The organism is Halobacillus locisalis, from assembly GCF_013694105.1.
GTDB lineage: Bacteria > Bacillota > Bacilli > Bacillales > Halobacillaceae > Halobacillus > Halobacillus locisalis.
In genome coordinates, this window is the sequence record NZ_JACEFG010000003.1 from 501,491 (window position 1) to 524,316 (window position 22,826).

Consider the following 22,826-nt stretch of genomic DNA (forward strand, 5'->3'; position numbering starts at 1 on the left):
GACGAATACAGAAATAAAAATCCACCCGCTCTTGTAGGATTTTGTGGGCACCTATCTATGGATGTATCCATTCTATATGAGCTATGCAATCTACGAAAGGCAGTGAAAAAGATGCAGCAGAAGAACGGTTTAGAAGAACAAATCGAAGTGTTGCGTTTGAAGATGTACCGGATGTATGAAGAGAACCCTCAGGATGAACGACTGCTTGAAGTATCACAGGAGTTGGATCAGTTACTCAATCAGTATGCTAAACAAGATCCAACGAACTAGTACAACGAAAATCATAAAACGGAATAGAGACGATATATTTTCTTGTGCAGACCACTTGTGGATCTGCTTTTTCTATGGATTCAAAAGCGTGCCCTAAACGAAAAGCGGGCATATGTTAGGTGGAAACGCTTTATATTTAAGAAAAAAAAGATAAAAATAATAAATTTTCAGAAAACGGGTTGTCAGCGTGGAGAGATGTCGCTAGAATACTCCTTACATTCATTTTTGAGGGGAGGCTCAGCGATGATCACGTTTATCGCGTCCATTTTATTATTAGTTGTCGGCTATCTAGTTTACGCAAAGGTGGTTGAACGAATTTTCGGCATCGATGATCAACAGAAGACGCCGGCGTACACAAAAAATGATGGCTTTGATTATATGCCGATGAGTTGGTGGAAAGCGAGTCTGATCCAACTATTGAATATAGCAGGTCTTGGTCCTATTTTCGGCGCGGTGTTAGGTGCACTTTATGGACCGGTAGCTTTTATCTGGATTGTAGTCGGAAGTATTTTTGCAGGAGCGGTACACGATTATTTCTCTGGAATGCTATCTCTTCGTCATAACGGAGCTCAGTATCCGACACTCGTAGGAAAATACTTAGGAAGACCTGCACGCTCGGTCATCAACCTTTTGTCGATTGCGTTGATGGTGCTTGTCGCTGCAGCCTTTACGGCAGGACCAGCCCAATTGATGGCAGAGGTGACTCCATTAGGGTTCTTTACATCGATCGTTATTATCTTTACTTATTTCCTTGTCGCTACATTGCTGCCTATCAACAAAATCATCGGAAAAGTGTATCCGATCTTCGGAGCGGTTCTTATTTTCATGGCCGTTTCAATCGGAATCGGGATGTTCTTCTTCGATCAATCAATTCCGAACTTGACCGTAAACAATCTACACCCTGACAATCTGCCAATTTGGCCGATGTTGATGGTGACCATTTCCTGCGGAGCGATCTCAGGGTTCCATAGTACACAAAGTCCGATTCTTGCTCGAACGTTGAAGAAAGAGAGTGAAGGAAGAAAAGTCTTTTACGGTGCTATGATTGCAGAAGGAATCATAGCCTTGATCTGGGCGGCTGCCGGTATGACCTTCTTCGGAAGTACAGGTGCGCTTCAATCCGCTCTTGATGCTGGTGGACCAGCTGGAGTCGTAAACGAAATCAGTACGACTACACTTGGAACGTTCGGGGGTATCTTGGCGGTTCTCGGTGTCATCATTCTGCCTATCACGACAGGAGATACAGCCTTGCGTTCTTCAAGAATGATGCTGGCTGACTTTTTTAAAGAAATCCGCAAAAAAGATTTCGATAGTAAATGGGCTCCGGTGCTACTGGCTATTCCCGTAGCGGTACCGACATTTATGTTAACGCAAATGGACTATAGTTTCTTGTGGCGTTATGTAGGTTGGTCGAACCAGGTTGTCGCAACCGTCATGTTGTGGACGGGAGCTATGTATTTACTAGAAAACAACAAGTTCCACTGGATTTGTAGTGTACCGGCTTTATTTATGACCGCTGTCGTAAGTTCCTACATTTTTTATGCACCAGAAGGCTTCGGGCTTTCCTATAGCCTATCCATGGTGCTAGGTGCAGGGATTTGGCTGCTTGTCGTCGGTTGGTTCATGTATCGCCTCAGAAAACAGAAGCAGGTAAAGAAAGTCGAAGAAGACATAGTTCGAAAAGCTGGATAACGCATAAGGGAACCGTTTCTCAAATAGAGAAGCGGCTCTGTTTTTGTGCTGGGGAAGGAGTCTAGCATGGGAATGCTATTCTAAACCGATTTATGTAGTATCGCTTTCGGAAATGGTAGAGATCCCCGTGTTCTCGACCGTTTTGTGACCTTCATCCGTCAAAAGAGTTGAGAGAATCTGTCTAAACCCCTTTAAGAGTTTTCTATTAATAAAAGGGACGAGATAGAGGTTCTCTCCGCAGTTTCGAAGCTTCATAACGTGGAAAACGGTTAAGGGAAATAAAGACTATCCACACGATATCTACAATTGTCTATGAAAACCAAACGACCAGATCTCTTGATCTGGTCGTCGTTTGTTAGCTTGAACATATTAAGAACGCTGCGCTTTGAGGCGACGATTTTTCCACATCATATAACGGTATCTGATCGTACAGCCAATACAGTATCCCATTAACGCAATACCAGCTGCCCCTAATACCATCAAGCTGAACGCGATCCCTAGAAACTCGATGCCTGTTGTGAAAAAGACAAGAGCAAGGCCTAGACAAATTGTGGCGATCCACTGGTTGAAGCGCTGCTGATCCGCATCTTCTGGTGTATAGGAGTTCAGCGGCTTCCTTAAGAAGTTCTGCCCTAGCTTGATGACAGGATTATTCTTCGAGATTAAGGTTACGACCCCGACGATGAATGGAACCCATAACCATGTATAGTGAAGGAGTAGACCTAGAATAACAGTCAATACGATAAAAGCTTGGTTTAATTGGACGAGTGGCTTTGGAATGCTCATTCGCTTCACCTTCCTTTAATTTTATTATACATAGTGTATTACTCGGAATAAAGGAAGGTGCTTCATTCTCTTTATTAAAGTGTTCGTAGTGAATGATGAATCTCTTTTTTCCATTCCAAAAACTCGGTAGACAAAATAAGCGAAGGATCCCGTGGTCTTGCAAAAGGAATCTGGAATTCCTTCCGCATCGTTGCCGGTCGGTCTGACAATACGATGACGCGGTCTGATAAAAAGATCGCCTCTTCAATATTATGCGTGATGAAGAGGATGGAGCGTTGATGTTCCTCCCATGTGGACAAAAGCCACTGCTGCATTTCCTGTCTAGTGAACTCATCGAGTGCGGAGAAGGGTTCATCGAGACATATGAGTGATTGAGGGCTTAGAAGACTGCGAATGAAGGAAGCGCGCTGCTTCATTCCTCCGGAAAGCTGATGAGGATAAGCGGACTCGAATCCGCTCAGTCCAGCTTTTTCAATCATCGAAAGGGCATGATCACGGTCGACGTTTCCGGCAATCTCCGCACCAAGAAGGACATTCTCCTCAAGAGTTCGCCAAGGGAAGAGAGTGGAGCTTTGGGGCATATAGCTGATCGCTCCTTTTTGTCCGACAATCGACTTGCCACCTAATCGAATGTCACCATCATCCGGCTGATAAAGCCCGCCGATGAGGTGGAATAAGGTGCTTTTTCCACTGCCGGAAGGACCTAGAACAGATACGAATTCTTTATCCTTTACATCAAACGACAATCCATCAATGACCTGATGCTTGCCGAATGTTTTAGCAAGACGATCGAGTTCCAATTTAGCCATTCTTCTCATCTCCCTTCCTTTGATAACGCAGCACCCAACGTTCCCATTGATTGATCAATAAGAAAAACAGCATACTGAGAACGACGATCAGGAATATGGCGACAAACACCCGGTCGGTTCGAAACGATGAGGAGGCCAGCGTCATATATACGCCGATTCCTTTGTTTGCTCCGAGCCATTCAGAAATGACGGCTCCCATAACGCTGTACGTTGCCGATATTTTCAGTCCGGAAAAAATCGAAGGGAGCGCATACGGCCATTCGACCTTCCAGAAAATTTGGCGTTTCGTAGCGCCTGCCATTTTCATATAGTGAATGAATTCTTCCTTAGTCTGTCTGAATCCATCCATCGTCGCAACGGCGATAGGGAAGAAACAAACGAGAACGATAATGATCAACTTCGGCAATACGCCAAAACCGAACCAAATGACGAGCAGTGGTGCGAGTACGATAATCGGGATGTTTTGTGACACGATCAGTAAGGGGTAGACGGCTTCTCGTATGCGCGGCATAAGATGAAGGGCAGTCGCCACCATCAACCCGAAAGCAGATCCGATGATGAAGCCGGTGACCGTCAGCCGGATGGTCGAAAATAAGTGCGGTGAATAGCTGGACCAACCTTGTAGTCCTTCTGTGAAGATCAATGTGGGCGCTGGCAGCAACCAATCAGGAATCTGCAGCATTCGACTGCTTATTTCCCAGACAATAAGTAAAAGGATGAGGACCACTATGGGTCTCCATCCTTTTTGTATCGCTTTTTTCATCCTCGATACTTCTCTGTCAGTTGGTTCATGGAGGCACCAGTTGGTTGGTACAAGACTTTGATTTGAGAAATGACATTTGAACTGCCACGTTCAATCATCGCTTCGTTCATTCTTTCAATCAAAGCAAAGATTTCGGATAAATCCCCTTCAATCGTCGTTTCAAGTGGATGGACTTCATAAGTAAGACCAGAGTTGTGTATGATGGAAATCGCTTCATCGACGTATGGGATGACATCCTCTCCATCTTTTGTCTTCGGGATAATTTGAATACTGACTAGTGAATTACTCATCTAGCATCCTCCTTATTGTGGTAGAAATTCGTTCGTAAAGGCCGCTTCTGCATCAAGCTCCTCTTCAAGCAGTCCGTTCTCAAGCATCCATTCGGCGTAATTGCTCCAAACAGAGAGCTCCTGTTGTCCCCAGCGTTCTGCATCGTCTTTATATTTCGGCGATAACCACTCCTGGCTGGCACGGACTAATTCCGGATCCAAGTCTGGGACAGCCTCGATCAGGTGATCCGCAGCCTCTTGAGGGTGATCGATGGCGAACTGATATCCTTTTGTTGCCGCTGCCATGAAGGACTGAACGATTTCAGAATCCTCTTCGACCATCGTTTCATTCGTCGTGATGACCGGCGTATAGTAATCGAGTTTCTCGGAATAATCCGTTAAGTATTGCATGTTCAGTTCCTGACCGCGGAGCTCAGCTTCAACGCCAGTCCAGCCATAGTAGATCCAGGCAAAATCAATATCTCTTTCAACAGCTGTGAAGAAGTCTGAATTTCCCATATTGACGATGTCGACCTTCTCAACGTCAGCATCTTCTTTCTTCATCAACGAATCAAGAACGGCTTTCTCAACAGGTGCTCCCCATCCACCGTAAGTTTTGCCTTCGTAATCAGCGGGGGAGGTGATGTCTTTGTCTTTGGGTGAAGCGAAGCCAGATGTATTATGCTGGATGATCGCTCCAATCGAAACGACAGGGATATCCTGAATGCGTGCTTCGGTCAACGTTTCTTGAGCACTGATTCCGAAGTCCGCCTGCCCCGAGGCGACGAGTTGATCGGCCCCGGCTTCACCAGGAAGCATGATCTCTACATCTAAACCTTGCTCTTCAAAGTACCCTTTGGCTTTTGCAACATAAAGTCCAGTGTGGTTCGTATTCGGTGTCCAATCGAGGACGAGTTTCACGTCTTTCGTCTCCTGTGCATCTGTGCTTGCTCCTTCACTGTTTGAACAAGCGGCCAGAGACAAAGCGATCATTAAAAATAACACAAATTTCTTCAAGTATGTTCCCTCCATAATCAATGATTTTCGTTTAAGTCATGAAGGTGTAGAGAGGGGGCGTCGCAAGGCGTAACAGGGTGAATATAAAAAGGCACCCTAGTTATACCTAGGGTGCCGAATATCGTTAACGAGTTATGAGTCGTTTCGGATGTTCCCTACGCTGGTATAAACCAGATCAGGTTCTAAGGGTCAGTATCAAAAAGGATACAATCTCAACCAGCTCCACTGGTCCCCCTACATATAACCTATTCCATTGAATAAACGAATCTTCACACCATACTTTGCCATAGTTTCATAGATTAATCAAGTTGAATTTAATTCCGAGTAATCAAATTGGTTTTATGTTAAAATGAGAGTAGTTTTAAAGAGGGAGGAGTTCATTCTGTGAGTAAAATCTATGTCATCCATGAGAATAATGAATGGACGGATCATTTAGTCGTACGATTACAAGAGTTAGGTGTACCTTATGAATTGTGGCACCTCGATGAAGGGAAATTGGATTTGACGAGTGAACCATCTGAAGGGATTTTTTATAATAGAATCAGCGCATCATCGCATACGAGAGACCACCGTTTTGCCCCTGAATATACAGAAGCTGTCTTAGCATGGCTTGAACGTCATGGACGAAAGGTGATCAACGGAAGTCGTGCGCTTCGACTTGAAGTGAGTAAAGTGAATCAATATATGGCATTGAATGGAGCGGGTGTCGAGACACCGGCCACGATAGCAGCTGTCGGGAAGAAACAGATTCTAGAGGCGGCCGAAAAGCTCGGTGAAGATTCTTTCATTACGAAACATAACCGTGCAGGAAAAGGGCAGGGCGTGCAGTTGTTCCACTCTCATGAAGCCTTGCGCCAATATGTAGAGGGTGAATCTTTCGAAGAGCCTGTCGACGGGATTACCCTTCTCCAGCAATACGTCGAAGCACCGGAACCATTTATCATTCGTCATGAGTTCGTCGGCGGCAAATTTTTGTATGGAGTCAAAGTCGATACGTCAGAAGGTTTCGAACTATGCCCGGCAGATGCCTGTTCTATCGAAGATCTTCACTGCCCGACAGATGGACCGTCAAAAGCAAAATTTGAAATCCTGGAAAACTATCGTCCCGATTTCATAGATTCGTATGAACGGTTTTTAGAACAAAATGAAGTGGACGTTGCGGCTATCGAGGCCATTGAGGACCGAGATGGCAATGTGTATGCTTATGATGTCAACACGAATACGAACTATAATTCAGATGCGGAAGAGGTCGCGGGTGTATACGGAATGCTAGAGCTTGCCCGCTATTTAGAAAGCCAATTAAAAGCGGTCACAACGTAACATGGGCAGACTGATGTATGTTAGGCTCTTTATCAAGCTGCTAGAAGAAGTTTGTGAAGAGGTTCTGTTAAATCATGTAAGAATAACGTGGGATGGAAAACGACTCGCTTTCCTGCGGGGGAGCCGGCAAGCCTCCTCGTTCGTTAACACTCTCTGTGGGGTCTCGCTTGAGTCCTTCTCCCGCGGGAGTCTCCTCGTTTCCACGCCACCGGTCCCTTCTCAACTTGGAAGAACCGAAAGTAGCATTCTCAACATACTGCAAAGCACCTGACATGATGTCAGGTGCTTTTGTTTGAACCTTATTAATTAGTGACGTTTGCTTAACCAGAGGACGCCGGATTTGGCTAGGCGTGGCAGTACGCCGGTCATCGGTTTCTGTAACATGTTTCCGAAGCCGTCATTCTTGCCGAGAGAACCTAGTGCGCCTTTCAGCTTCACTTCACCGGGACGTTCAGGTACACGGTTGTTCAGTACAGCGGAAAGGATATCGGCGATTTTCTCCCCTTGTTGTCCAGCCAGCTGAGCACTTGGAGAATACTCTGATGCCGCGCAGTCCCCGACTACATATACGTTTTGGTGGGTGGGAACTTGGTAAAAGTCGTTCAGAATGACTTTCTCTTGAGGGTCCTTTTCAAAAGGCAATTCCCGGACTAAGTAATTAGGGCGCACGCCTGCCGTCCATACAGTTACGTCGTTCATATAGCAGACCCCATTATTGCAAACGCCATCTTTTTCGACGTATTGGACATTGGCACCGTGAATGACTTCTACGTCATTTTTCTCAAACCAATTTTCTACGTAGTTCTGAATCTTAGAATCGAACGCTTTCAAGACCGTTTCCCCTCGGTCGAGCAGTCGAATGTTCAAATCTGGACGACTCTCACGAACTTCTGACGCGACTTCGATTCCACTAAGACCGGCCCCGACAACAGTCACCTTCTTGTAAGCTCCGAGATTTCCAATAGCAAATCCAGCGCTTCTAGCTTTGGCGAATGTTTGGACACTCTCGGTAAACTGCTCGGCTCCTTCGATACCGTGATAGTTATCTTCACACCCAAGTCCAATCACTAAGTAATCATAAGTGAGGTTCTCCGTCATGCCACGCAAAATGACTTGTTCGTTTTCTGTGTCGATTTTTTCAATTTCATCAAAAACATAATCCACCTGATCATGAGTCGGGAAGTCGACACGTGAATGTCTGTCCGACTCTGTTCCGGCAGCGATTGTATAAAATTCCGTCTTGAGAGAATGGTATGGGTTGCGATCGACAACCGTAATTCGAACGTCTTTCGGTACGTTCTCAAGAAGTCCGTTCAAAATATTGATGCCGCCGTATCCACCACCCAAAATCACTAATCTCTTCATCCCTGCACACCACCTTCTTCAAAATCCATCCGAGTTGCTATTCATTGGAGGTTTTTTTCTTCGATTTTCGAAAACGCTTACGGTTTTCTTACATTTTTAAGACTACCAAAAAATAGACACAAAAACTACAAGAACTGAGCATTTCTTCATATAAGTTGCCGAATTTTGAAACATCTATTGGTCATGGTGCGTACATGAAAAAGGGGGGAATGTCTGTGAATCAAAATAAATTCGTTTTGTATGATGTGATTTTCTATTTAGTCTTTCCGTTAGCGGTCTGGCATTTGACCCGAGAGCATATCGGGGATTACTATGCGATGCTCTTATCATCTGTACCTGGAATCATCTATTCCGTTTATCGATTCATGGCATTAAAAAAGCTCAATGTCTTCGGAATTTACATGATTGGGACGCTGGTAGTCGGGACTTTGGTTGATGTTCTGTCTGGATCAGCGATTCGCCTGTTATGGAATAATGTCATTTACGCTTATGTGATGAGCGGCCTGTTTCTTGTGACAATCGTCATCAAACGACCGATCTCGCTCTATTTCGCGTTAGATTTTGTAGAGATGCAAGGCTATGGTCGAGCATTCAGTAAGCGGCTTTTTCACAAAAAGAAGATATTCAAACTTTTCAACTGGATCGTCATAGCCTTTGCATTTCAGGACATTCTATTAGCCACTATTAAAGCATGGCTTATAACCGAATATGGGGTAGAGGCCTTTGATAAAGGGTTGATTCTCAGACAGGTCATTAATTGGGGATTGGCATTCATCATCATGGGTGGATTCTTTTATGTTGGCAAAGTGATTAATCAATCACCCGAATTGATTGAGGAAGTAGAGAAGGAAATGGAAGAAGAACAGGTAAGGGCCTGATCTTTTGATGTACATAGGAAAAGTGATAAAGTGAGACCATAAAATATGCAGAAAGAAGGATGGTAGCATGCAGAAGATATACAGCGATATTCTGCAGTTTCGAGGCACTCATTATGATTTCGGGTACAAACAGGGGGAATTGCTGAAAGACTCGTTGACAGTGCCGAATCGCGTTAAACAATGGAAGGTGAGAAAGCCTAGATTTACGGTGGAAGAACAGGAAGTGAAAGAGGCGATCACCCGTTTTGCCCCGGGGATATGGAACGAACTATTGGGACTAAGGGATGCGCTCGGCTGGCCGATGGAACGGATTATGATGGAATTCGGAGGGTACCGCGTCGATTACAAGCGATCAGGCTGCTCGATCATGACGGGGGATGGGTATCTGATTCGGAACTATGATTATATGCCGAAGACGTATGAAGGACGCTACAGCTTGTTTCAACCGACCGATCAAGGCTATGCGATCATCGGTCCAACGCAGCGCATCACCGGACGGATGGACGGAATGAATGAAAAGGGGCTTGTCATGGGCTATAATTTCATGCACCGTAAGCGTCCGGGCAATGGATTCATTTGCTGTATGATCGGACGAATGATCTTGGAGTCCTGTGCAAACGTGGAAGAAGCAGTTGACATGTTACGTGATATTCCTCATCGTCACTCATTCAGTTACACAGTGTTTGATGGAAGTAACACCACCTATGTCATCGAAGCGTCTCCAAGAGGAGTAGAAGTCCGTCAGGCTGATGTATGCACGAATCACTTTGAAATCTTAACAAAAGAAAACCGAAACCACCTCGTCGATTCAATGAAACGGATGGATGCGATTAATCACTCACGTTCATCTATTGGAAGTGCCCAAGATGCATTCCGTTTGATGAATGATACAGATAAAGGTGTCTTCTCGAAGTTGTACAGCAACTGGGCTGGGACGATCCACACAGCAGGCTACTTGCCGAATGAACGAAAAGCATGGTTCGCTCTTGGTGGCGATCAACAACCAGTTGAATTTGACTTTTCTGCTTGGCTGAACGGTGAGGATCTTAAGGATGAGCGTATCGTAGGAAAGGTGGATACCGATATTCCGTTTGCTCATATGAGCGATCAAGCTTATTGGTCAGGTAAGAAGTGATTTGTGGTAAACTACGAGTACATCATGAATTTTATTGGGAGGTAGACGATGGAAGACTTATTAAAGATGCAAGAGAAGAATATCGTTGTCATGGGGGTCGCCAACAAACGCAGCCTGGCATGGGGAGTCGCCGAATCCCTTCATAAGGCTGGGGCTAACTTGATTTTTACATATCGGAAAGATCGTTCCTTGAAGAAACTCGAGCAGCTGCTTGGCGAGCATGATATTGAAGCGAAGCATATCGTTCAATGTGACGTAAATGAAGATGAGAGTATAAAGGGGGCTTTCGATGAAATTGGATCAAAGGTCGACTGCGTGCATGGGATTGTTCATTCAATCGCATTTGCACATGCTGAGGACTTGAAAGGAGATTTTATCGATACCTCAAGAAGTGGCTTCGCGTACGCGCAAGATACAAGTGCTTATTCACTTGTAGCAGTAGCCAAAGTGGCTCAACCACTTATGAAAGAAGGTGGTTCATTCATCGCTATGAGCTACCTCGGTGCTGAACGCGTTGTGGAAGGATACAATGTCATGGGTGTTGCGAAAGCATCTTTAGAGGCTTCTGTTCGCTACTTAGCATCAGATCTTGGTAAGCATGATATTCGTGTCAATGCCATCTCAGCAGGTGCAATCCGGACGCTTGCGGCAAAAGGGATTCCTTCCTTCAATGAAATTATGCATAAGATTGAAGAAACGGCCCCATTGAAACGGAATGTGACGAAGGAAGAAGTAGGGGATATGACACTGGCGATGATGAGTCATTTATCACGCGGAGTAACAGGCGAGATTGTTTACGTAGATTCCGGTTATAACATTTTGGGGTAAATAAGTTACTTTCATTGTTGGAGCTTTCTCTTAGATAAGAGAAGGCTTCTTTTCTTTTGAAAACGGCTTTTTGAAAACGTTTCATACTTTCGAATTAGGGAAAGCTATTTTTAGGTGAGTAAAAATACACGAACGGAGGAAATCACGATGCAACGCCAACAAACTATTATTGAAGAATCACTTAAAGCACTAATGGAAGATGAAACGTTTTTACCTGACTTACAATCGCAGACGAGAGAGCAAGCATTCAAATCTTTAGTAGCTCTATTATCCACACCGAACCATATACATAAATCGTTCTTGAGGATTACGTTAGAGAACGGTCGTATCGTTCGGATTCCATCGTTCCGTGTTCAACACAGCGATACGGTAGGCCCTTATAAAGGCGGTATTCGCTTCCATGAGAGCGTAAACGAAGAAGAAGTAGCCAATTTAGCAAAGTTGATGACACTGAAAAATGCCTTGCATGAGCTTCCATTCGGAGGAGGAAAAGGTGGAGTTGGCATCAATCCGAAAGAGTACTCGGTGAAAGAATTGAATTTGATTTGTAAGAAATACGTCCAGTATTTCAATGATATTCTCGGTCCTGATAAAGATATTCCTGCTCCAGATGTAGGAACAGGCGAGCGCGAAATGGATTGGATGATGGGGGAATATAAAACGACACACCCTGGCCAACCTTACCGAAATAGTTTCACAGGTAAAAGCATTATGAACGGTGGTTCGAAGGGAAGAAGAGAATCAACAGGGAAAGGTGTCTACTTTACGTTCCGTTACATGATGCACAATTTCGTTCAGGAAAACAAAAAGTGGTTAAGAGATACAGAGAATACGTTTGCACACACGGCCCTTGATCAAGCGGACAAAAAGTTGAAGATGGCCGTGCAAGGTTTCGGTAATTTAGGTTCTGTCGCTGCTTTAGAAGCCGTTCAGTGCAACTACTTACAGAATAAAGTAGTGGCTGTAAGTGATCACAATGTGATGCTTTATAACGATGATGGGTTAGACGTGCAAGGACTTGTAAAATACACAGAAGATAATGACGGAGATTTACCAACAGAGAAAAGTCAGCTTGAAGAACATGACATTAAAGCTGAAATCAAAGAGCGTGATGACTTACTTGAGTTGGATGTAGATGTTCTTTTGCTTGCTGCACTTGAAGATCAAATTCATGAAGATAATATGGAGAACATCAAAGCGCGCCTCATTATTGAAGGAGCGAACGGCCCGATTACGGAGGGGGCAGATACCTATTTGGCGGATAAAGGCGTTTTGATTGTTCCTGACATCTTAGCGAATGCAGGAGGGGTTATCGTTTCCTATTATGAGTGGATTCAAGGAAGGGAAGCGCAGTTCATGTCTGAAGAGCAAGTGTATCAACGCCTCTTCGATAAAATGAAAGAAACGATGGATACGATTCTGCCGCAATTCTTCGGTGATCCATTCCCATTGAGACAAAACTGCTATATCCATTCGGTTATGAAATTATCAACAATCATGTACAGACAAGGTAGACTATACTAACAGAAAAACCTCAGCCTATGTGCTGAGGTTTTAGTTTGTCATTTTTCTTGGGTTTGATCTTAACTCATCTTTTTCTTAGTGCACGTGGGGAATTGGGTACGACAAGTCTTAGCTGGGGATACTCGGTTTTGGGGGATTTTTTTGTTTCGAGTTGGTCATTTGCTTTTGAAAGGATGAATCCAACAGCGGGAATGAGAACAAGTACAAAAAGGATTTCAAATAACATGGTAGTTCCTCCTTTAATTATTCCTATTCCTTACCCTGTTACTTTTTAAAACAAACAAATATAACTGATGGTTTAGAATATTGCAACTGATCTATTGTAAAGATTGTGTGAATATTGTCTTTAAGGCTGTGCCTATGATTCAATATATGGATATTTATGTTAATGTTAGATTGGATATTTCATAAATTTCGAAACTTGGAAGGGAGAAGAAGATGAGATGGTCGAACTGACTCCAGGTGATTTTCATCGTTGTGAAGCGATGGTTGATCGGACGAAGAGTATTGAAGTGAATGCCATCATCAAGGGAAACAATCCTGGTCGAATTTTTGTTGATCATAAACACAAACCTGAAACGGGGATGGTTTGGCTGGGGAATAACGCTGGATTTTATTTTATAGGGCAAGAAGACAACGATTCCTTTAACCAAGAAATCAACCATTTTATAGACGAATACATAGTAAAACAAGCGAAGAAAGAGAATCTTGAAGAGTTCGAAGCGGTTGGTCAGCATCCGAGGTGGGATGAGGTCATTCAAAGAGTTTTTCAACATCGTAAGTTGCATAACTGGAACCAGCGTGTTTATAAGCTACACTCTCAAAACTACAAAGCTGAAAATGAACCACTAATTGCTGGACACTATCAAGTCGTTTCTCTCACTTTTGAATCGCTAGAAAATACCGGTTATTCCAATCGTGACTTCGTTGAAAGCAAGGTGCTGGACTACTGGGAAACGATTGATGATTTTTCTGATAAAGGTTTCGGGTTTATGATCATCAATCAACAAGAAATCGTCAGCCTCTGTTTTTCAGCCTATGTGTTTGAAGGGGTTCATGGGGTTCACATCGAAACGCTGCCACCTTATCAAGGGAAGGGGTTAGCGCAAAAAGTGGCGCACAAATTTGTACAAGACTGTTTTACTAACGGAACCGTACCCTATTGGAATTGTTTAGAACGTAACCAGTCATGCATTGCCATAGTAGAAAACATGGGCTTTACGAATGTATTCAATTACGTCGGATATGAGTTTCCATTATACCAAAAAGCATAGAAAAGAGTTCCGCTGCCTAACTCTTTTTCTATGCTTGATTATAGTGTACCACAATTAATTCGGAATAATCAGTCTAGTATTTCCCCCACTTTCTGGTAGGGTAAAGATTAGTTTGGCAAGGAGGGGATACATTGATTGAGTATCGCGTTTTAAAAAAAGAAGGGTTTACGGAAAAAGTGGGGGAATTAGTTTCAATGTTGGATCACGCAAGGGCCGTTACCTTAGAAGAGGTTGAGGCATTATCACAAGAAGAATTGGACTATTTACCAGATGATCGATCGAATTCAATCGGAGCGCTTTTATTACATATCGCGGCTATCGAGTATGTCCATCAAGTGATTTCTTTTGAAAACCGTGATTTAACAGAAGAAGAATTTGGAGAGTGGGGACCAGCTTTAGAGTTAGGAGATCGAGCTAGGAAGACCGTTCGCAATCAACCGATTTCTTACTACGTGAATGCTTTGGCTAAAGTAAGGGAGCGTACCTATGCGTTGTTGAAGGAAAAACATGACGAGTGGTTATATGAAGAAAACAAATGGCCTAATGATGTAGCGTATAATAATTATTACTTATGGTTCCATGTGCTCGAGGACGAAATCAGTCACCGCGGTCAAATGAGGATCATAAAGCGAAATATTCGATCTTTTCACTAATAAAAAAAGCCGTCCAATAGCATCTGGACGGCTTTCGCAGTAAGTTGAGAAAGCTACTATCGGTTCTTCCAAGTTGAGAAGAGAACGGTGGCGTGGAAACGACTCCCTTTCCGCAGGAGGCGGTGAGCTTCCTCGACCGCTTCGCGCCCTGCGGGATCTCACCCAAGCCTCAGAATCCTGCAGGAGTGTCGCCGTTTCCACGCCACCGCACCACATTGTAGTTGAACCTCTAGAGATTCACTACAATGTGGTGCTCTACTGATGACAGCATAATACTTTGTGAGGTTCTGTTCCCACTATTTATCACATAGGAGGGTGGAAAGCGAGTCGTTTTCCATCCCACTGTATTCTTATATGATCAAACAGAATCTCTGCACAGACTTCTTCAACAGCCTGAAAAAGCCGTCCAGATTTTTCTGGACGGCTTTCGTTTTGTATTGAACCATCAACCTGTATTACGTAAGCCAGCAGCAATACCACTGATCGTCAGCAAGACTTCGGTTAACAATTCATCATTCTTATCTTCAGATTGACGCAATTCTTTAATCAATTCGACTTGCAAGAAGTTCATCGGGTCCACATACGGATTACGTAGGCGGACGGATTCCTTGATGGTCGGTTGGTGATCCAATAACTCTTCATCACCTGTGATTTTTAATAGAATGTCTTTCGTACGGTTGTACTCTTCGACAATCGTTTGGAATATGCGTTTGCCAATCGCTTCATCATTGACGAGAGCTGTATATTCTTTAGCCGTTTGAATATCTGCCTTCGTAAGAGCCATTTGCAAGTTATTGATGGTCGAACGGAAGAACGGCCAATTATTATACATATGTTGAAGCTGCTCTAATTGCTCAGATCCTTTATCGGCGTAGCTTGCCAACCCTGAACCAGAAGCAAACCAGGCAGGTAATAGTTGGCGGCTTTGCGTCCAAGCAAACACCCACGGAATGGCACGTAAGTTTTCGAACTTGGAACTATCTTTACGTTTCATTGGACGAGATCCGATATTCAACTCACTGAGCTCTTGAAGCGGCGTCGCTTCGTTGAAGTAGGTCAAGAAGTCTTGGTCTCCGAACACTAAGGATTGATACTTCTCGAGAGCTACATCTGATATCTCTTCCATCGTTTTCTCCCACGCTTGTTCGCGGTTGTAGGCCTGCTCGGATTCCTGAGAAACATTCGCAGCTCCTTCAAGCAACGTTGATGCCCCTTGCTCTAAGCTCCGATAAGCAATGTCGCGTAATAGGTAGCGGGAGGAGAGAACTTCCCCTTGTTCGGTGATTTTCACACCATCTCCCAGCGTTTCTGCGGGTTGTGAGAGAAGGCTACGGTTCAATGTACCGCCTCCTCGTCCAAGTGAACCACCACGGCCGTGGAAGAACTTAAGGCCGACGCTATATTCACGGGCCATTTCATGGATTTCCTGTTGTGCCTTGTAAAGGCGCCAGTTGGCTGTCAGCGTACCGCCGTCCTTACTTCCGTCTGAATAGCCAAGCATAATTTCCTGATGATTACCGCGCTTTCCTAAGTGCTTGCTGTAAACATCCATCTCAAACAACGTTTTCAAAATTTCAGGTCCAGCCACGAGGTCATCGACGGTTTCGAGTAAAGGAGCAATGTTGATATTGCTTTCTACTGTACCATCGGCATGTAGACGATAGATTCCTGCCTCTTTGGCTAGGACGAGTACTTCCAACAAGTCACTTGCCGATTCTGTCATACTGATCAAATAGACTTCAATCGAACGTTCCCCAAACTCTTTATGAGCATTGCGGATCATTTGGAAAACATTCAGCATTTCTTGCGTAGCTTCCGAGTAGTCCTCGTTAAGCAGAGAAATAGGGCGAGGATCCTTTAAGACCTGCTGTAGAATGTGCAATTTCTCGCGCTCTGAACGTTCGCTGTAATCGGATTCGATGCCGACTTTTTTCAAGAGTTCAGCAACGGCTGATTCGTGTTCTCCACTATGGTTACGAATATCAAGAGTAGCTAGGTGGAAGCCGAACAACTCGACTTGACGAATCAATTTACGCAGCTTCTTTAATTCCTTGTGACTCGGTTGGTGGGTGGCAGCGCTCGATTGAATTTGCTTTAAATCCTCAAGCAACTCTTCGGAATGCTCGTACCCAACTTCAGATTCCCCGACCTTACGGAGACGCTCAAGAATGATAGCGAATTTACGACGGTAAATTTCTTTCTCCACACGCCATTTCTTATCCGCCCCAATAAGGGTTTCCCCCTCTTGTACAGACTGAGCGAGCTCATCTGTTACCGTCACTTGGGCAGTAGAATGGCTGAAACGCTTCATCAATTCAATCAGAACTTCTTCATATTTTTCTAAAATGAGGCCGCGCTGTTTCTGTAGCGTTTGCCATGTAATTTCAGGTGTCACATTCGGGTTACCATCACGGTCTCCACCAATCCAAGAGCCGAAACGAAGGAAGTTCGGTACAAACCAATCTTCGTCTGGATAGCTCTCATTAAGACGGGCTTCCAACTCTTGATGGACATCAGGGAGTACATCGAACAACGTCTGATCGAAGTAGTACAGACCATTACGAACTTCATCCATTACGGTCGGTTTACGTTCTCTGAGCTCATCGGTTTGCCAAAGAACGGTGACTTCGTTCTGTAAGCTATCTTTTAATTCCTCTCGTTCGCTCTTGGTCAATTGTGGGTGGTCCAACTGCTTCAGAATCTTCGCGATCCGCTTTTGGATCTCTAGTACAGTACGCTTCGTAGCTTCTGTCGGATGGGCGGTGATGATCAGTTCTAGAGAAAGTTTATTCAATACATCTTGAATCACATCTTTAGAGAAATCATTCGCTTTTAAGTTTTTGACCGCACTTTCTAAGGAAAAAGGCTGTGCGCCGTGGTCTTCGCGCAACTGGTATTCGCGTCTGCGTCTGATGCGGTGGTTTTGTTCTGCGATATTCACGAGGTGGAAATAAATTGAGAATGCGCGGATGACTTGAGAGCGCATCGGAGGTTTGAGGTTATTGATCTCTTCTTTCAGCTTTTCATAAGTTGAGGCATCCGGCTGACTTCGCAAGTCTTTCGTCAGTTTTCGTATGCTTTCGACTTTGTTAAGTAATTCTTCTCCACCATGGTGAACAAGAATGTTACCAAGCATTTCACCTAGTACACGGATATCTTGTCGTAATGGGGTTGTATGATCATTCATTTTAGGTTGTGTTGTCACAATTTCACCTTCCTGTAGTCTTAATTTGTCGATTGAAAAAATAGCCTTATGTTTTCATAATATTATCAGAATTATTTGTATAGTCAAATACTAAGCCTTGTCATCATGCGGTCCTAACCGGTTTTTGTTAATTCTTAATGTTAGGTAAGTGAAGTGACATCAATGATGTAAGCGCATACTTTATGGGCGGTAGATTTGTCTTTAGGATTCTACAAATTTTTCATGTCCTCCATTCTTTTTGAAGAAGACTCATCTCAATGGTATTCCAATATTCATCTCCGATTCTTCTATGATCTCTAAGCACTCCATCTTTTTTGAAGCCTACTTTTTGGTAACAACGGATAGCGGGATGATTAAAGTCGAATACACCTAATGTCACTTTATGAAGATTCAAGTCATCAAAAGCTATTGTAAGGGTCTGGCGTACCATCTCTTCAGCAACCCCTCGACCACGAAAGGAAGGACTGACGAACACCTTTCCGATCCGCGCTTGATTATTTCTTTTATCGATTCTTCCTAAAACAATATGGCCTATTCTATCCCCCGTACTATCATCAATGGCGGTATAGCTTTGTTGATCGGGAGTATGTAAATAAGAAAAGAGCTGGTCGTTGTTTAGTGGAAAATCGAAAGTCGGACCAGCCCATTGAAGCAATATTTCGGGTGTGTCTGCCCATTTTATCAAGTAATAAAAATCTATTTCCTTAAAAGAACGCAATTGAATCATCGTCATCCTCCTTCAAACTAATGATTTTATGATACAAGAATAAAAGTGGATTGTCATAGGATTCCTTTCCACTTATTTACTTTAACGTGTAAAAACTTTATTGTTTTCTTGGTATCGTTTACAGTGGTAGAGTATGGGGTATGCCATATTCAGAATAATTTGAGGGAGGGTTGATTGTGGCAGATCAAGATAATAATAAAGTTGTAGATGAAGCTCTTGGAGAGAAGTCAGTGGAATGGTTGGAATTTCGGGGAGGAGTATTCACTGCGACAATCCCCTTAGTATTTTTCATTATTTGGGCGATTGTTTTAAGTGTCACGCAACTCGTGACAGAGCAAGCTCTTGTGCTCGGGATGGTCCTTGGAATCATTTTAGGATTATTCTTTGTTAAATCGAAATGGTCGGACTACGCGCAAAGTTTGATTTCGGGTATGTCGCAACCAGTCGGAGTCGTTGCGATCATTGCTTGGTTTTGGGCAGGGATGTTCGCTCAATTATTGTCCGCTGGTGGACTAGTAGACGGGTTGATGTGGCTCGGCTTTCAAACAGGCCTAGAAGGTGGATCATTTGTGGCGATCACCTTTTTACTTGCGGGCTTATTTGCTACCGCAGTGGGTACAGGTTACGGAACCGTTGCAACATTCGGTATTCTCATGTATCCGGCAGGAATTATCTTAGGTGCAGATCCTGTCATTTTGTTAGCGGCGATCTTAAGTGGTGCCGTATTCGGGGATAACTTAGCCCCAGTGTCCGATACGACGATCGTTTCGGCCACGACTCAAGAAGCAGATGTACCTGGTGTAGTTCGCTCACGTTTCAAATATTCGATTGCTGCTGCTATTCCTGCACTATTGCTATTCTTTATATTCGGCGGTGGCGGTGAACAAGGAAGCCAAGAGGTGATTAACCAACTGCAATCTCAAGTATCACCGAATGGACTCTTAATGCTGATTCCTTTTGCTTTGGTCTTGTATTTAGCGCTGAGTGGTCAGCATCTTCTGACCTCGCTATCGTGGGGAATCGTCGCATCGGTAGTCTTTATTTTCTTGACTGGAACGTCATTAACAGAAGTCATTCACATCTATACGAATGATTCAGGGGATGCGGTCGTTGAAGGCGCACTGATGAGCGGAATCGGTGGGTACTTCAACATGGCGATTCTCATTTTGTTCATTCTTGCTGCTGCGTATTTATTAGAAGTAGCTGGAACAATGGAAGTCATTAAGAACTTCTTCCTGAGAATTATCAACAACGTAGTTCGTCGTGCAGAGCTATCAATGTTCGGAATCGTCGCGTTTCTGAACGTATTCATTACGATCAATACAGCAGCAGAAATTGCGGCTGCTCCATTTGTTCGTAAACTAGGAAAAGAGATGAATATCCACCCGTATCGTCGAGCGAACTTTCTCGATACGGTGACCTCTTCGCTCGGTTATATATTCCCATGGAGTGGTGGTGTTCTTCTTGCATGGGCGACCATTCGAGGGGCTGCTGAACAATACAATTTCGTGCCTGTTGTCAGTCCGATTGAAGTCTTCCCATTTGTTTTCCAAGGTTGGGGGCTCTTGATTGTCATGTTCATTGCAGCGATGACAGGCTGGGGACTCCGCTATTCAGGTAAGAATGGCGAAGAGATCAAACCGAAAGAGTACCATCAATAACAAAGTATAGAAATCCCCTGAGCATATGGCTCAGGGGATTTTCAGGCTGTTGAAGAAGTTAGTGGAACGGTGCTTTTAGATTATATAAGAATACCGTGGGATGGAAAACGACTCGCTTTCCTGCGGGGGAGACGGCAAGCCTCCTCGTTTGTTAACACTCTCTGTGGGGTCTCGCCTAGGCCCTTCTCCCGCGGGAGTCTCCCCGTTTTCCATCCCACTATGCTACAAGTAGTGGAAACGGCGACACTCCTGCAGGATCCTGAGGCTTGGGTGAGATCCCGCAGGACGCGAAAGCGATTTGAGGAAGCTCACCGCCTCCTGCGGAAAGGGAGTCGTTTCCACGCCACCGGTCCTTTCTCAATTTGGAAGAACCGAAAGTGGCTTTCACGTGCATTCTAGAAATCGCCTGAGCATATGGCTCAGGCGATTTTTTTAGATGGATTCTTTTACTTCTTTCATTTGATCTAAGTGGCGAAGCTCGTGCCAGCCAATGAATTCAATCCATTGCTCAAGGTTCATCTCACCGAATGCAGGGTGAGGGAATACACGGTTCTGAAGCGTTTCTTCATCTTTGTTATGGATGAGGAACAACGTCGCTTCACGAGTTTTTGCCAATCCGTCTCTCGCATCATCCAGTGATTGGAATTCTCCCTTTGGTTGAACCGCTTCCGGTGCTTCTACCTTATAGTCGCGATTCGTCGTTCGATTCAGTGGCTTCAACTTTGCTTGTTGTTGATCTCCGTTTTTAATCGCTTTGTTAATTTGGTACACAACAAGTTGCTCCATTAAATACAAGTGTTCTAATACTTCTAGAATCGACCAGCGATCTTCTTCTGGTTTTTTCAGAGCCTCTTGGTCAGAAACTCCTTCAATAAAATCAAGCACTTGCTTTCTTTTTTCTTCTAAACCGTACATGGATGGACACCCTTCCTCATCTAGTATAATTCGAGTCTACCACAATAAGGGAGTCAAACGCTTCTCATAAGGGTAGTAGATTTTTGAAACATTTTACAATCCGCGTCGTATATAAGGAAGCAATGAGGAGGGGTTCGTTTGAAAAAGATTATGGGAGTGCTGCTTGTCGTCATCATCTTTACCGCGGTCGTTGTTTTCTTTTTCGGTGCCGAAAACGGAAAGGCGACTCTATTGAAGGAAGAAGAAGTGCCATTAGGTGTGGACGGAGTGACCGGGTACAAGATTCAGTATAAAAGTCAGAAGGATTCTATTCCGGGTCTTCTTGTAGAGCCGGTAGAAAAGGAGAAAGATCTTCCGTTATTGATCGTGAATCGAGGCGGAATCGGGAAAGTGGGGGGAGATCCTGAGAATGAATTGAAGGCCTTGTCTTTTTGGGCGGAACAAGGGTATGTCGTAGTTGAAAGTTATTACCGTGACCACGTGGTTTCTGGATATCGTCCTTCCACGAATGAAGGGTTTGTACAGGATATACTAGATTTGAAAGAGGTCATGGAACAATGGGACGGTGTGGATGTTTCCAACACCGTCATGCTCGGATATTCAAGGGGCGGGCTGGTGTCGTTACTGTCCATCCAACAACAGACGGACTTAAGAGCCGTTGCGACAGTCGGTACGATCACCGATTTACAAAAGCAATACGCCGAACAACCGGATCCGGTCAAAGAGCAGATCGAGGCATTGCTTGGAACACCTGACGAGAATGCACAACTGTATGAGCGGCTGCATCCTGATTCATGGATCCAAGATATGGATGTGCCTGTGCTTATGATTCACGGAGAAAGAGACCAAGTGGTTCCGGTTGAGAGAGCGCGTGCGTTTGCCGATAGGATGAAGCAGCACCATTCGATCCATGAATATAAGGAAATCGAAAATGGGACGCATCTTCTCACTTTTTCTTTTCCTGAATATTCAGCTGAGGTTTTGAATTGGTTCGATCAGCATATAGAATAGAAGTATAAACCAAAAGGAGCGATCACGATGAGTGAATATTCCATTCAACAGTTTATCGAACAAACGAAACAGGATGAATCAGAGAATGACTATTTCGAACTTGAAACCCCTAGAATTCTGGAAGTGAACTTGATGGATCAAGTGTGGGCCAAAGCAGGGTCGATGATTTCTTATAATGGAGAAATCAAATTCGAGCGGGAGGGGATTCTCGAGCACGGAGTCGGTCGCCTGTTCAAAAAAGCGATGACAGGCGAAGGAAGTGCGTTGATGAAAGCGTCAGGACGGGGGCGATTGTACTTAGCAGATCAAGGAAAGAAAATTACGGTTTTTGACTTAGATGGGGAGTCGATTACGGTGAACGGAAATGACCTGCTTGCCTTTGAACCGAGTGTCGAGTGGGATATCAAATTAATGAAGAAAGTAGCCGGAATGGTGTCAGGCGGTTTGTTCAATGTAACCTTGAATGGGAGTGGGCGTGTTGCTGTCACTTCTCACTATGAACCGCTCACGTTACTCGTCAAACCAGGAGAATCCGTGATTACCGATCCGCATGCAACGGTTGCGTGGTCTGGACATTTAGAGCCGGAATTCCGGACGGACATCAGTTTTAAAACGCTTTTGGGACGTGGAAGCGGTGAATCCATTCAAATGGAATTCAAAGGGGAAGGGTTTGTCATTGTCCAACCGTTTGAAGAAGGCCATGTGTCGTCAGAATAATCTCAGT

22 protein-coding genes and 1 riboswitch are annotated in these 22,826 nt (G+C 44.2%); of the genes, 12 read left to right on the plus strand and 10 right to left on the minus strand.

What is annotated here, in order from left to right; genetic code table 11:
- Positions 1-111: 111 nt before the first annotated feature.
- Positions 112-270, plus strand: a complete 159-nt coding sequence (locus tag H0266_RS15760) for an aspartyl-phosphate phosphatase Spo0E family protein (protein WP_181473378.1) — start codon at positions 112-114, stop codon at positions 268-270.
- A gap of 243 nt (positions 271-513) precedes the next feature.
- Positions 514-1,962, plus strand: coding sequence for a carbon starvation CstA family protein (locus H0266_RS15765; protein ID WP_181473379.1), 1,449 nt, complete (start codon positions 514-516; stop codon positions 1,960-1,962).
- A 369-nt stretch (positions 1,963-2,331) separates the two neighbouring features.
- Here H0266_RS15765 and H0266_RS15770 read toward each other — a convergent pair whose 3' ends face one another.
- The 5 genes from H0266_RS15770 to H0266_RS15790 all read right to left on the minus strand — a co-directional run bounded on the left by H0266_RS15770 (position 2,332) and on the right by H0266_RS15790 (position 5,606).
- Positions 2,332-2,748 (minus strand): DUF4395 domain-containing protein, encoded by a 417-nt coding sequence (locus H0266_RS15770; RefSeq protein ID WP_181473380.1) that lies wholly within the window; start codon positions 2,746-2,748, stop codon positions 2,332-2,334.
- Between the two features lie 74 nt (positions 2,749-2,822).
- The gene (locus tag H0266_RS15775) at positions 2,823-3,557 is read right to left on the minus strand and encodes an ABC transporter ATP-binding protein (protein WP_181473381.1); all 735 of its coding nucleotides are present in this window, start codon (positions 3,555-3,557) and stop codon (positions 2,823-2,825) included.
- On the minus strand, positions 3,550-4,320 hold the full coding sequence (locus tag H0266_RS15780; protein ID WP_181473382.1) for an ABC transporter permease: 771 nt from the start codon (positions 4,318-4,320) through the stop codon (positions 3,550-3,552). The genes H0266_RS15775 and H0266_RS15780 overlap by 8 nt, the downstream gene beginning before the upstream one ends.
- Positions 4,317-4,610, minus strand: coding sequence for a thiamine-binding protein (locus H0266_RS15785; protein WP_181473383.1), 294 nt, complete (start codon positions 4,608-4,610; stop codon positions 4,317-4,319). The genes H0266_RS15780 and H0266_RS15785 overlap by 4 nt, the downstream gene beginning before the upstream one ends.
- A 12-nt stretch (positions 4,611-4,622) precedes the next feature.
- On the minus strand, positions 4,623-5,606 hold the full coding sequence (locus tag H0266_RS15790; protein WP_246364070.1) for an ABC transporter substrate-binding protein: 984 nt from the start codon (positions 5,604-5,606) through the stop codon (positions 4,623-4,625).
- Between the two features lie 135 nt (positions 5,607-5,741).
- Positions 5,742-5,852, minus strand: a riboswitch (TPP riboswitch).
- 138 nt (positions 5,853-5,990) lie between these two features.
- Between H0266_RS15790 and H0266_RS15795 the strand changes: the two genes are divergently transcribed.
- Positions 5,991-6,926: an ATP-grasp domain-containing protein gene (locus H0266_RS15795; protein WP_181473385.1), complete on the plus strand. Its 936-nt coding sequence runs from the start codon at positions 5,991-5,993 to the stop codon at positions 6,924-6,926.
- A 306-nt stretch (positions 6,927-7,232) separates the two neighbouring features.
- Here H0266_RS15795 and H0266_RS15800 read toward each other — a convergent pair whose 3' ends face one another.
- The gene (locus H0266_RS15800) at positions 7,233-8,291 is read right to left on the minus strand and encodes an NAD(P)/FAD-dependent oxidoreductase (protein WP_181473386.1); all 1,059 of its coding nucleotides are present in this window, start codon (positions 8,289-8,291) and stop codon (positions 7,233-7,235) included.
- A gap of 215 nt (positions 8,292-8,506) precedes the next feature.
- Between H0266_RS15800 and H0266_RS15805 the strand changes: the two genes are divergently transcribed.
- The 4 genes from H0266_RS15805 (at position 8,507) to H0266_RS15820 (ending at position 12,656) form a co-directional block, all read left to right on the plus strand.
- Positions 8,507-9,169 (plus strand): VC0807 family protein, encoded by a 663-nt coding sequence (locus tag H0266_RS15805; protein WP_343063312.1) that lies wholly within the window; start codon positions 8,507-8,509, stop codon positions 9,167-9,169.
- A 67-nt stretch (positions 9,170-9,236) separates the two neighbouring features.
- Positions 9,237-10,304 carry a C45 family autoproteolytic acyltransferase/hydrolase gene (locus H0266_RS15810; protein WP_181473388.1) on the plus strand — a complete coding sequence of 356 codons (1,068 nt, stop codon included), beginning with the start codon at positions 9,237-9,239 and terminating at the stop codon, positions 10,302-10,304.
- Between the two features lie 48 nt (positions 10,305-10,352).
- Positions 10,353-11,132 (plus strand): enoyl-ACP reductase FabI, encoded by a 780-nt coding sequence (fabI, locus tag H0266_RS15815; protein ID WP_181473389.1) that lies wholly within the window; start codon positions 10,353-10,355, stop codon positions 11,130-11,132.
- Between the two features lie 147 nt (positions 11,133-11,279).
- Positions 11,280-12,656 carry a Glu/Leu/Phe/Val family dehydrogenase gene (locus H0266_RS15820; protein ID WP_181473390.1) on the plus strand — a complete coding sequence of 459 codons (1,377 nt, stop codon included), beginning with the start codon at positions 11,280-11,282 and terminating at the stop codon, positions 12,654-12,656.
- A 64-nt stretch (positions 12,657-12,720) separates the two neighbouring features.
- Here the strand turns inward: H0266_RS15820 and H0266_RS15825 are convergent, their stop codons facing one another.
- Positions 12,721-12,882: a hypothetical protein gene (locus H0266_RS15825; protein WP_181473391.1), complete on the minus strand. Its 162-nt coding sequence runs from the start codon at positions 12,880-12,882 to the stop codon at positions 12,721-12,723.
- 217 nt (positions 12,883-13,099) lie between these two features.
- Here H0266_RS15825 and H0266_RS15830 point away from each other — a divergent pair, with 217 nt between their 5' ends.
- Both H0266_RS15830 and H0266_RS15835 read left to right on the plus strand, forming a co-directional pair.
- The gene (locus tag H0266_RS15830) at positions 13,100-13,930 is read left to right on the plus strand and encodes a GNAT family N-acetyltransferase (protein ID WP_181473392.1); all 831 of its coding nucleotides are present in this window, start codon (positions 13,100-13,102) and stop codon (positions 13,928-13,930) included.
- 131 nt (positions 13,931-14,061) lie between these two features.
- A complete protein-coding gene (locus tag H0266_RS15835; protein WP_181473393.1) occupies positions 14,062-14,583 on the plus strand; it encodes a DinB family protein in 522 nt (173 codons plus the stop codon).
- 445 nt (positions 14,584-15,028) lie between these two features.
- Here the strand turns inward: H0266_RS15835 and ppc are convergent, their stop codons facing one another.
- Positions 15,029-17,770 carry a phosphoenolpyruvate carboxylase gene (ppc, locus tag H0266_RS15840; RefSeq protein ID WP_181473394.1) on the minus strand — a complete coding sequence of 914 codons (2,742 nt, stop codon included), beginning with the start codon at positions 17,768-17,770 and terminating at the stop codon, positions 15,029-15,031.
- A gap of 238 nt (positions 17,771-18,008) precedes the next feature.
- A complete protein-coding gene (locus tag H0266_RS15845) occupies positions 18,009-18,515 on the minus strand; it encodes a GNAT family N-acetyltransferase (RefSeq protein WP_181473395.1) in 507 nt (168 codons plus the stop codon).
- 176 nt (positions 18,516-18,691) lie between these two features.
- On the opposite strand from H0266_RS15845, the gene H0266_RS15850 reads away from it, so the two are divergent.
- A complete protein-coding gene (locus tag H0266_RS15850) occupies positions 18,692-20,176 on the plus strand; it encodes a Na+/H+ antiporter NhaC family protein (RefSeq protein WP_181473396.1) in 1,485 nt (494 codons plus the stop codon).
- Positions 20,177-20,608: 432 nt separating this feature from the next.
- Here H0266_RS15850 and H0266_RS15855 read toward each other — a convergent pair whose 3' ends face one another.
- Positions 20,609-21,091 carry a DinB family protein gene (locus H0266_RS15855; RefSeq protein WP_181473397.1) on the minus strand — a complete coding sequence of 161 codons (483 nt, stop codon included), beginning with the start codon at positions 21,089-21,091 and terminating at the stop codon, positions 20,609-20,611.
- Between the two features lie 138 nt (positions 21,092-21,229).
- Between H0266_RS15855 and H0266_RS15860 the strand changes: the two genes are divergently transcribed.
- Positions 21,230-22,102, plus strand: a complete 873-nt coding sequence (locus tag H0266_RS15860; protein ID WP_181473398.1) for an alpha/beta hydrolase family protein — start codon at positions 21,230-21,232, stop codon at positions 22,100-22,102.
- A gap of 27 nt (positions 22,103-22,129) precedes the next feature.
- Positions 22,130-22,819, plus strand: a complete 690-nt coding sequence (locus tag H0266_RS15865) for an AIM24 family protein (RefSeq protein ID WP_181473399.1) — start codon at positions 22,130-22,132, stop codon at positions 22,817-22,819.
- Positions 22,820-22,826: the final 7 nt, after the last annotated feature.

What these genes read in the sequence shown, in the direction of transcription:
- H0266_RS15780 (WP_181473382.1), bottom strand. Translation starts at nt 4,320, where the DNA reads ATGAAAAAAGCGATACAAAAAGGATGGAGACCCATAGTGGTCCTCATC.
- H0266_RS15775 (WP_181473381.1), bottom strand. Translation starts at nt 3,557, where the DNA reads ATGGCTAAATTGGAACTCGATCGTCTTGCTAAAACATTCGGCAAGCAT.
- H0266_RS15770 (WP_181473380.1), bottom strand. Translation starts at nt 2,748, where the DNA reads ATGAGCATTCCAAAGCCACTCGTCCAATTAAACCAAGCTTTTATCGTA.
- H0266_RS15855 (WP_181473397.1), bottom strand. Translation starts at nt 21,091, where the DNA reads ATGTACGGTTTAGAAGAAAAAAGAAAGCAAGTGCTTGATTTTATTGAA.
- fabI (WP_181473389.1), top strand. Translation starts at nt 10,353, where the DNA reads ATGGAAGACTTATTAAAGATGCAAGAGAAGAATATCGTTGTCATGGGG.
- H0266_RS15765 (WP_181473379.1), top strand. Translation starts at nt 514, where the DNA reads ATGATCACGTTTATCGCGTCCATTTTATTATTAGTTGTCGGCTATCTA.
- ppc (WP_181473394.1), bottom strand. Translation starts at nt 17,770, where the DNA reads ATGAATGATCATACAACCCCATTACGACAAGATATCCGTGTACTAGGT.
- H0266_RS15830 (WP_181473392.1), top strand. Translation starts at nt 13,100, where the DNA reads ATGGTCGAACTGACTCCAGGTGATTTTCATCGTTGTGAAGCGATGGTT.
- H0266_RS15825 (WP_181473391.1), bottom strand. Translation starts at nt 12,882, where the DNA reads ATGTTATTTGAAATCCTTTTTGTACTTGTTCTCATTCCCGCTGTTGGA.
- H0266_RS15820 (WP_181473390.1), top strand. Translation starts at nt 11,280, where the DNA reads ATGCAACGCCAACAAACTATTATTGAAGAATCACTTAAAGCACTAATG.
- H0266_RS15845 (WP_181473395.1), bottom strand. Translation starts at nt 18,515, where the DNA reads ATGATTCAATTGCGTTCTTTTAAGGAAATAGATTTTTATTACTTGATA.
- H0266_RS15800 (WP_181473386.1), bottom strand. Translation starts at nt 8,291, where the DNA reads ATGAAGAGATTAGTGATTTTGGGTGGTGGATACGGCGGCATCAATATT.
- H0266_RS15865 (WP_181473399.1), top strand. Translation starts at nt 22,130, where the DNA reads ATGAGTGAATATTCCATTCAACAGTTTATCGAACAAACGAAACAGGAT.
- H0266_RS15760 (WP_181473378.1), top strand. Translation starts at nt 112, where the DNA reads ATGCAGCAGAAGAACGGTTTAGAAGAACAAATCGAAGTGTTGCGTTTG.
- H0266_RS15785 (WP_181473383.1), bottom strand. Translation starts at nt 4,610, where the DNA reads ATGAGTAATTCACTAGTCAGTATTCAAATTATCCCGAAGACAAAAGAT.
- H0266_RS15810 (WP_181473388.1), top strand. Translation starts at nt 9,237, where the DNA reads ATGCAGAAGATATACAGCGATATTCTGCAGTTTCGAGGCACTCATTAT.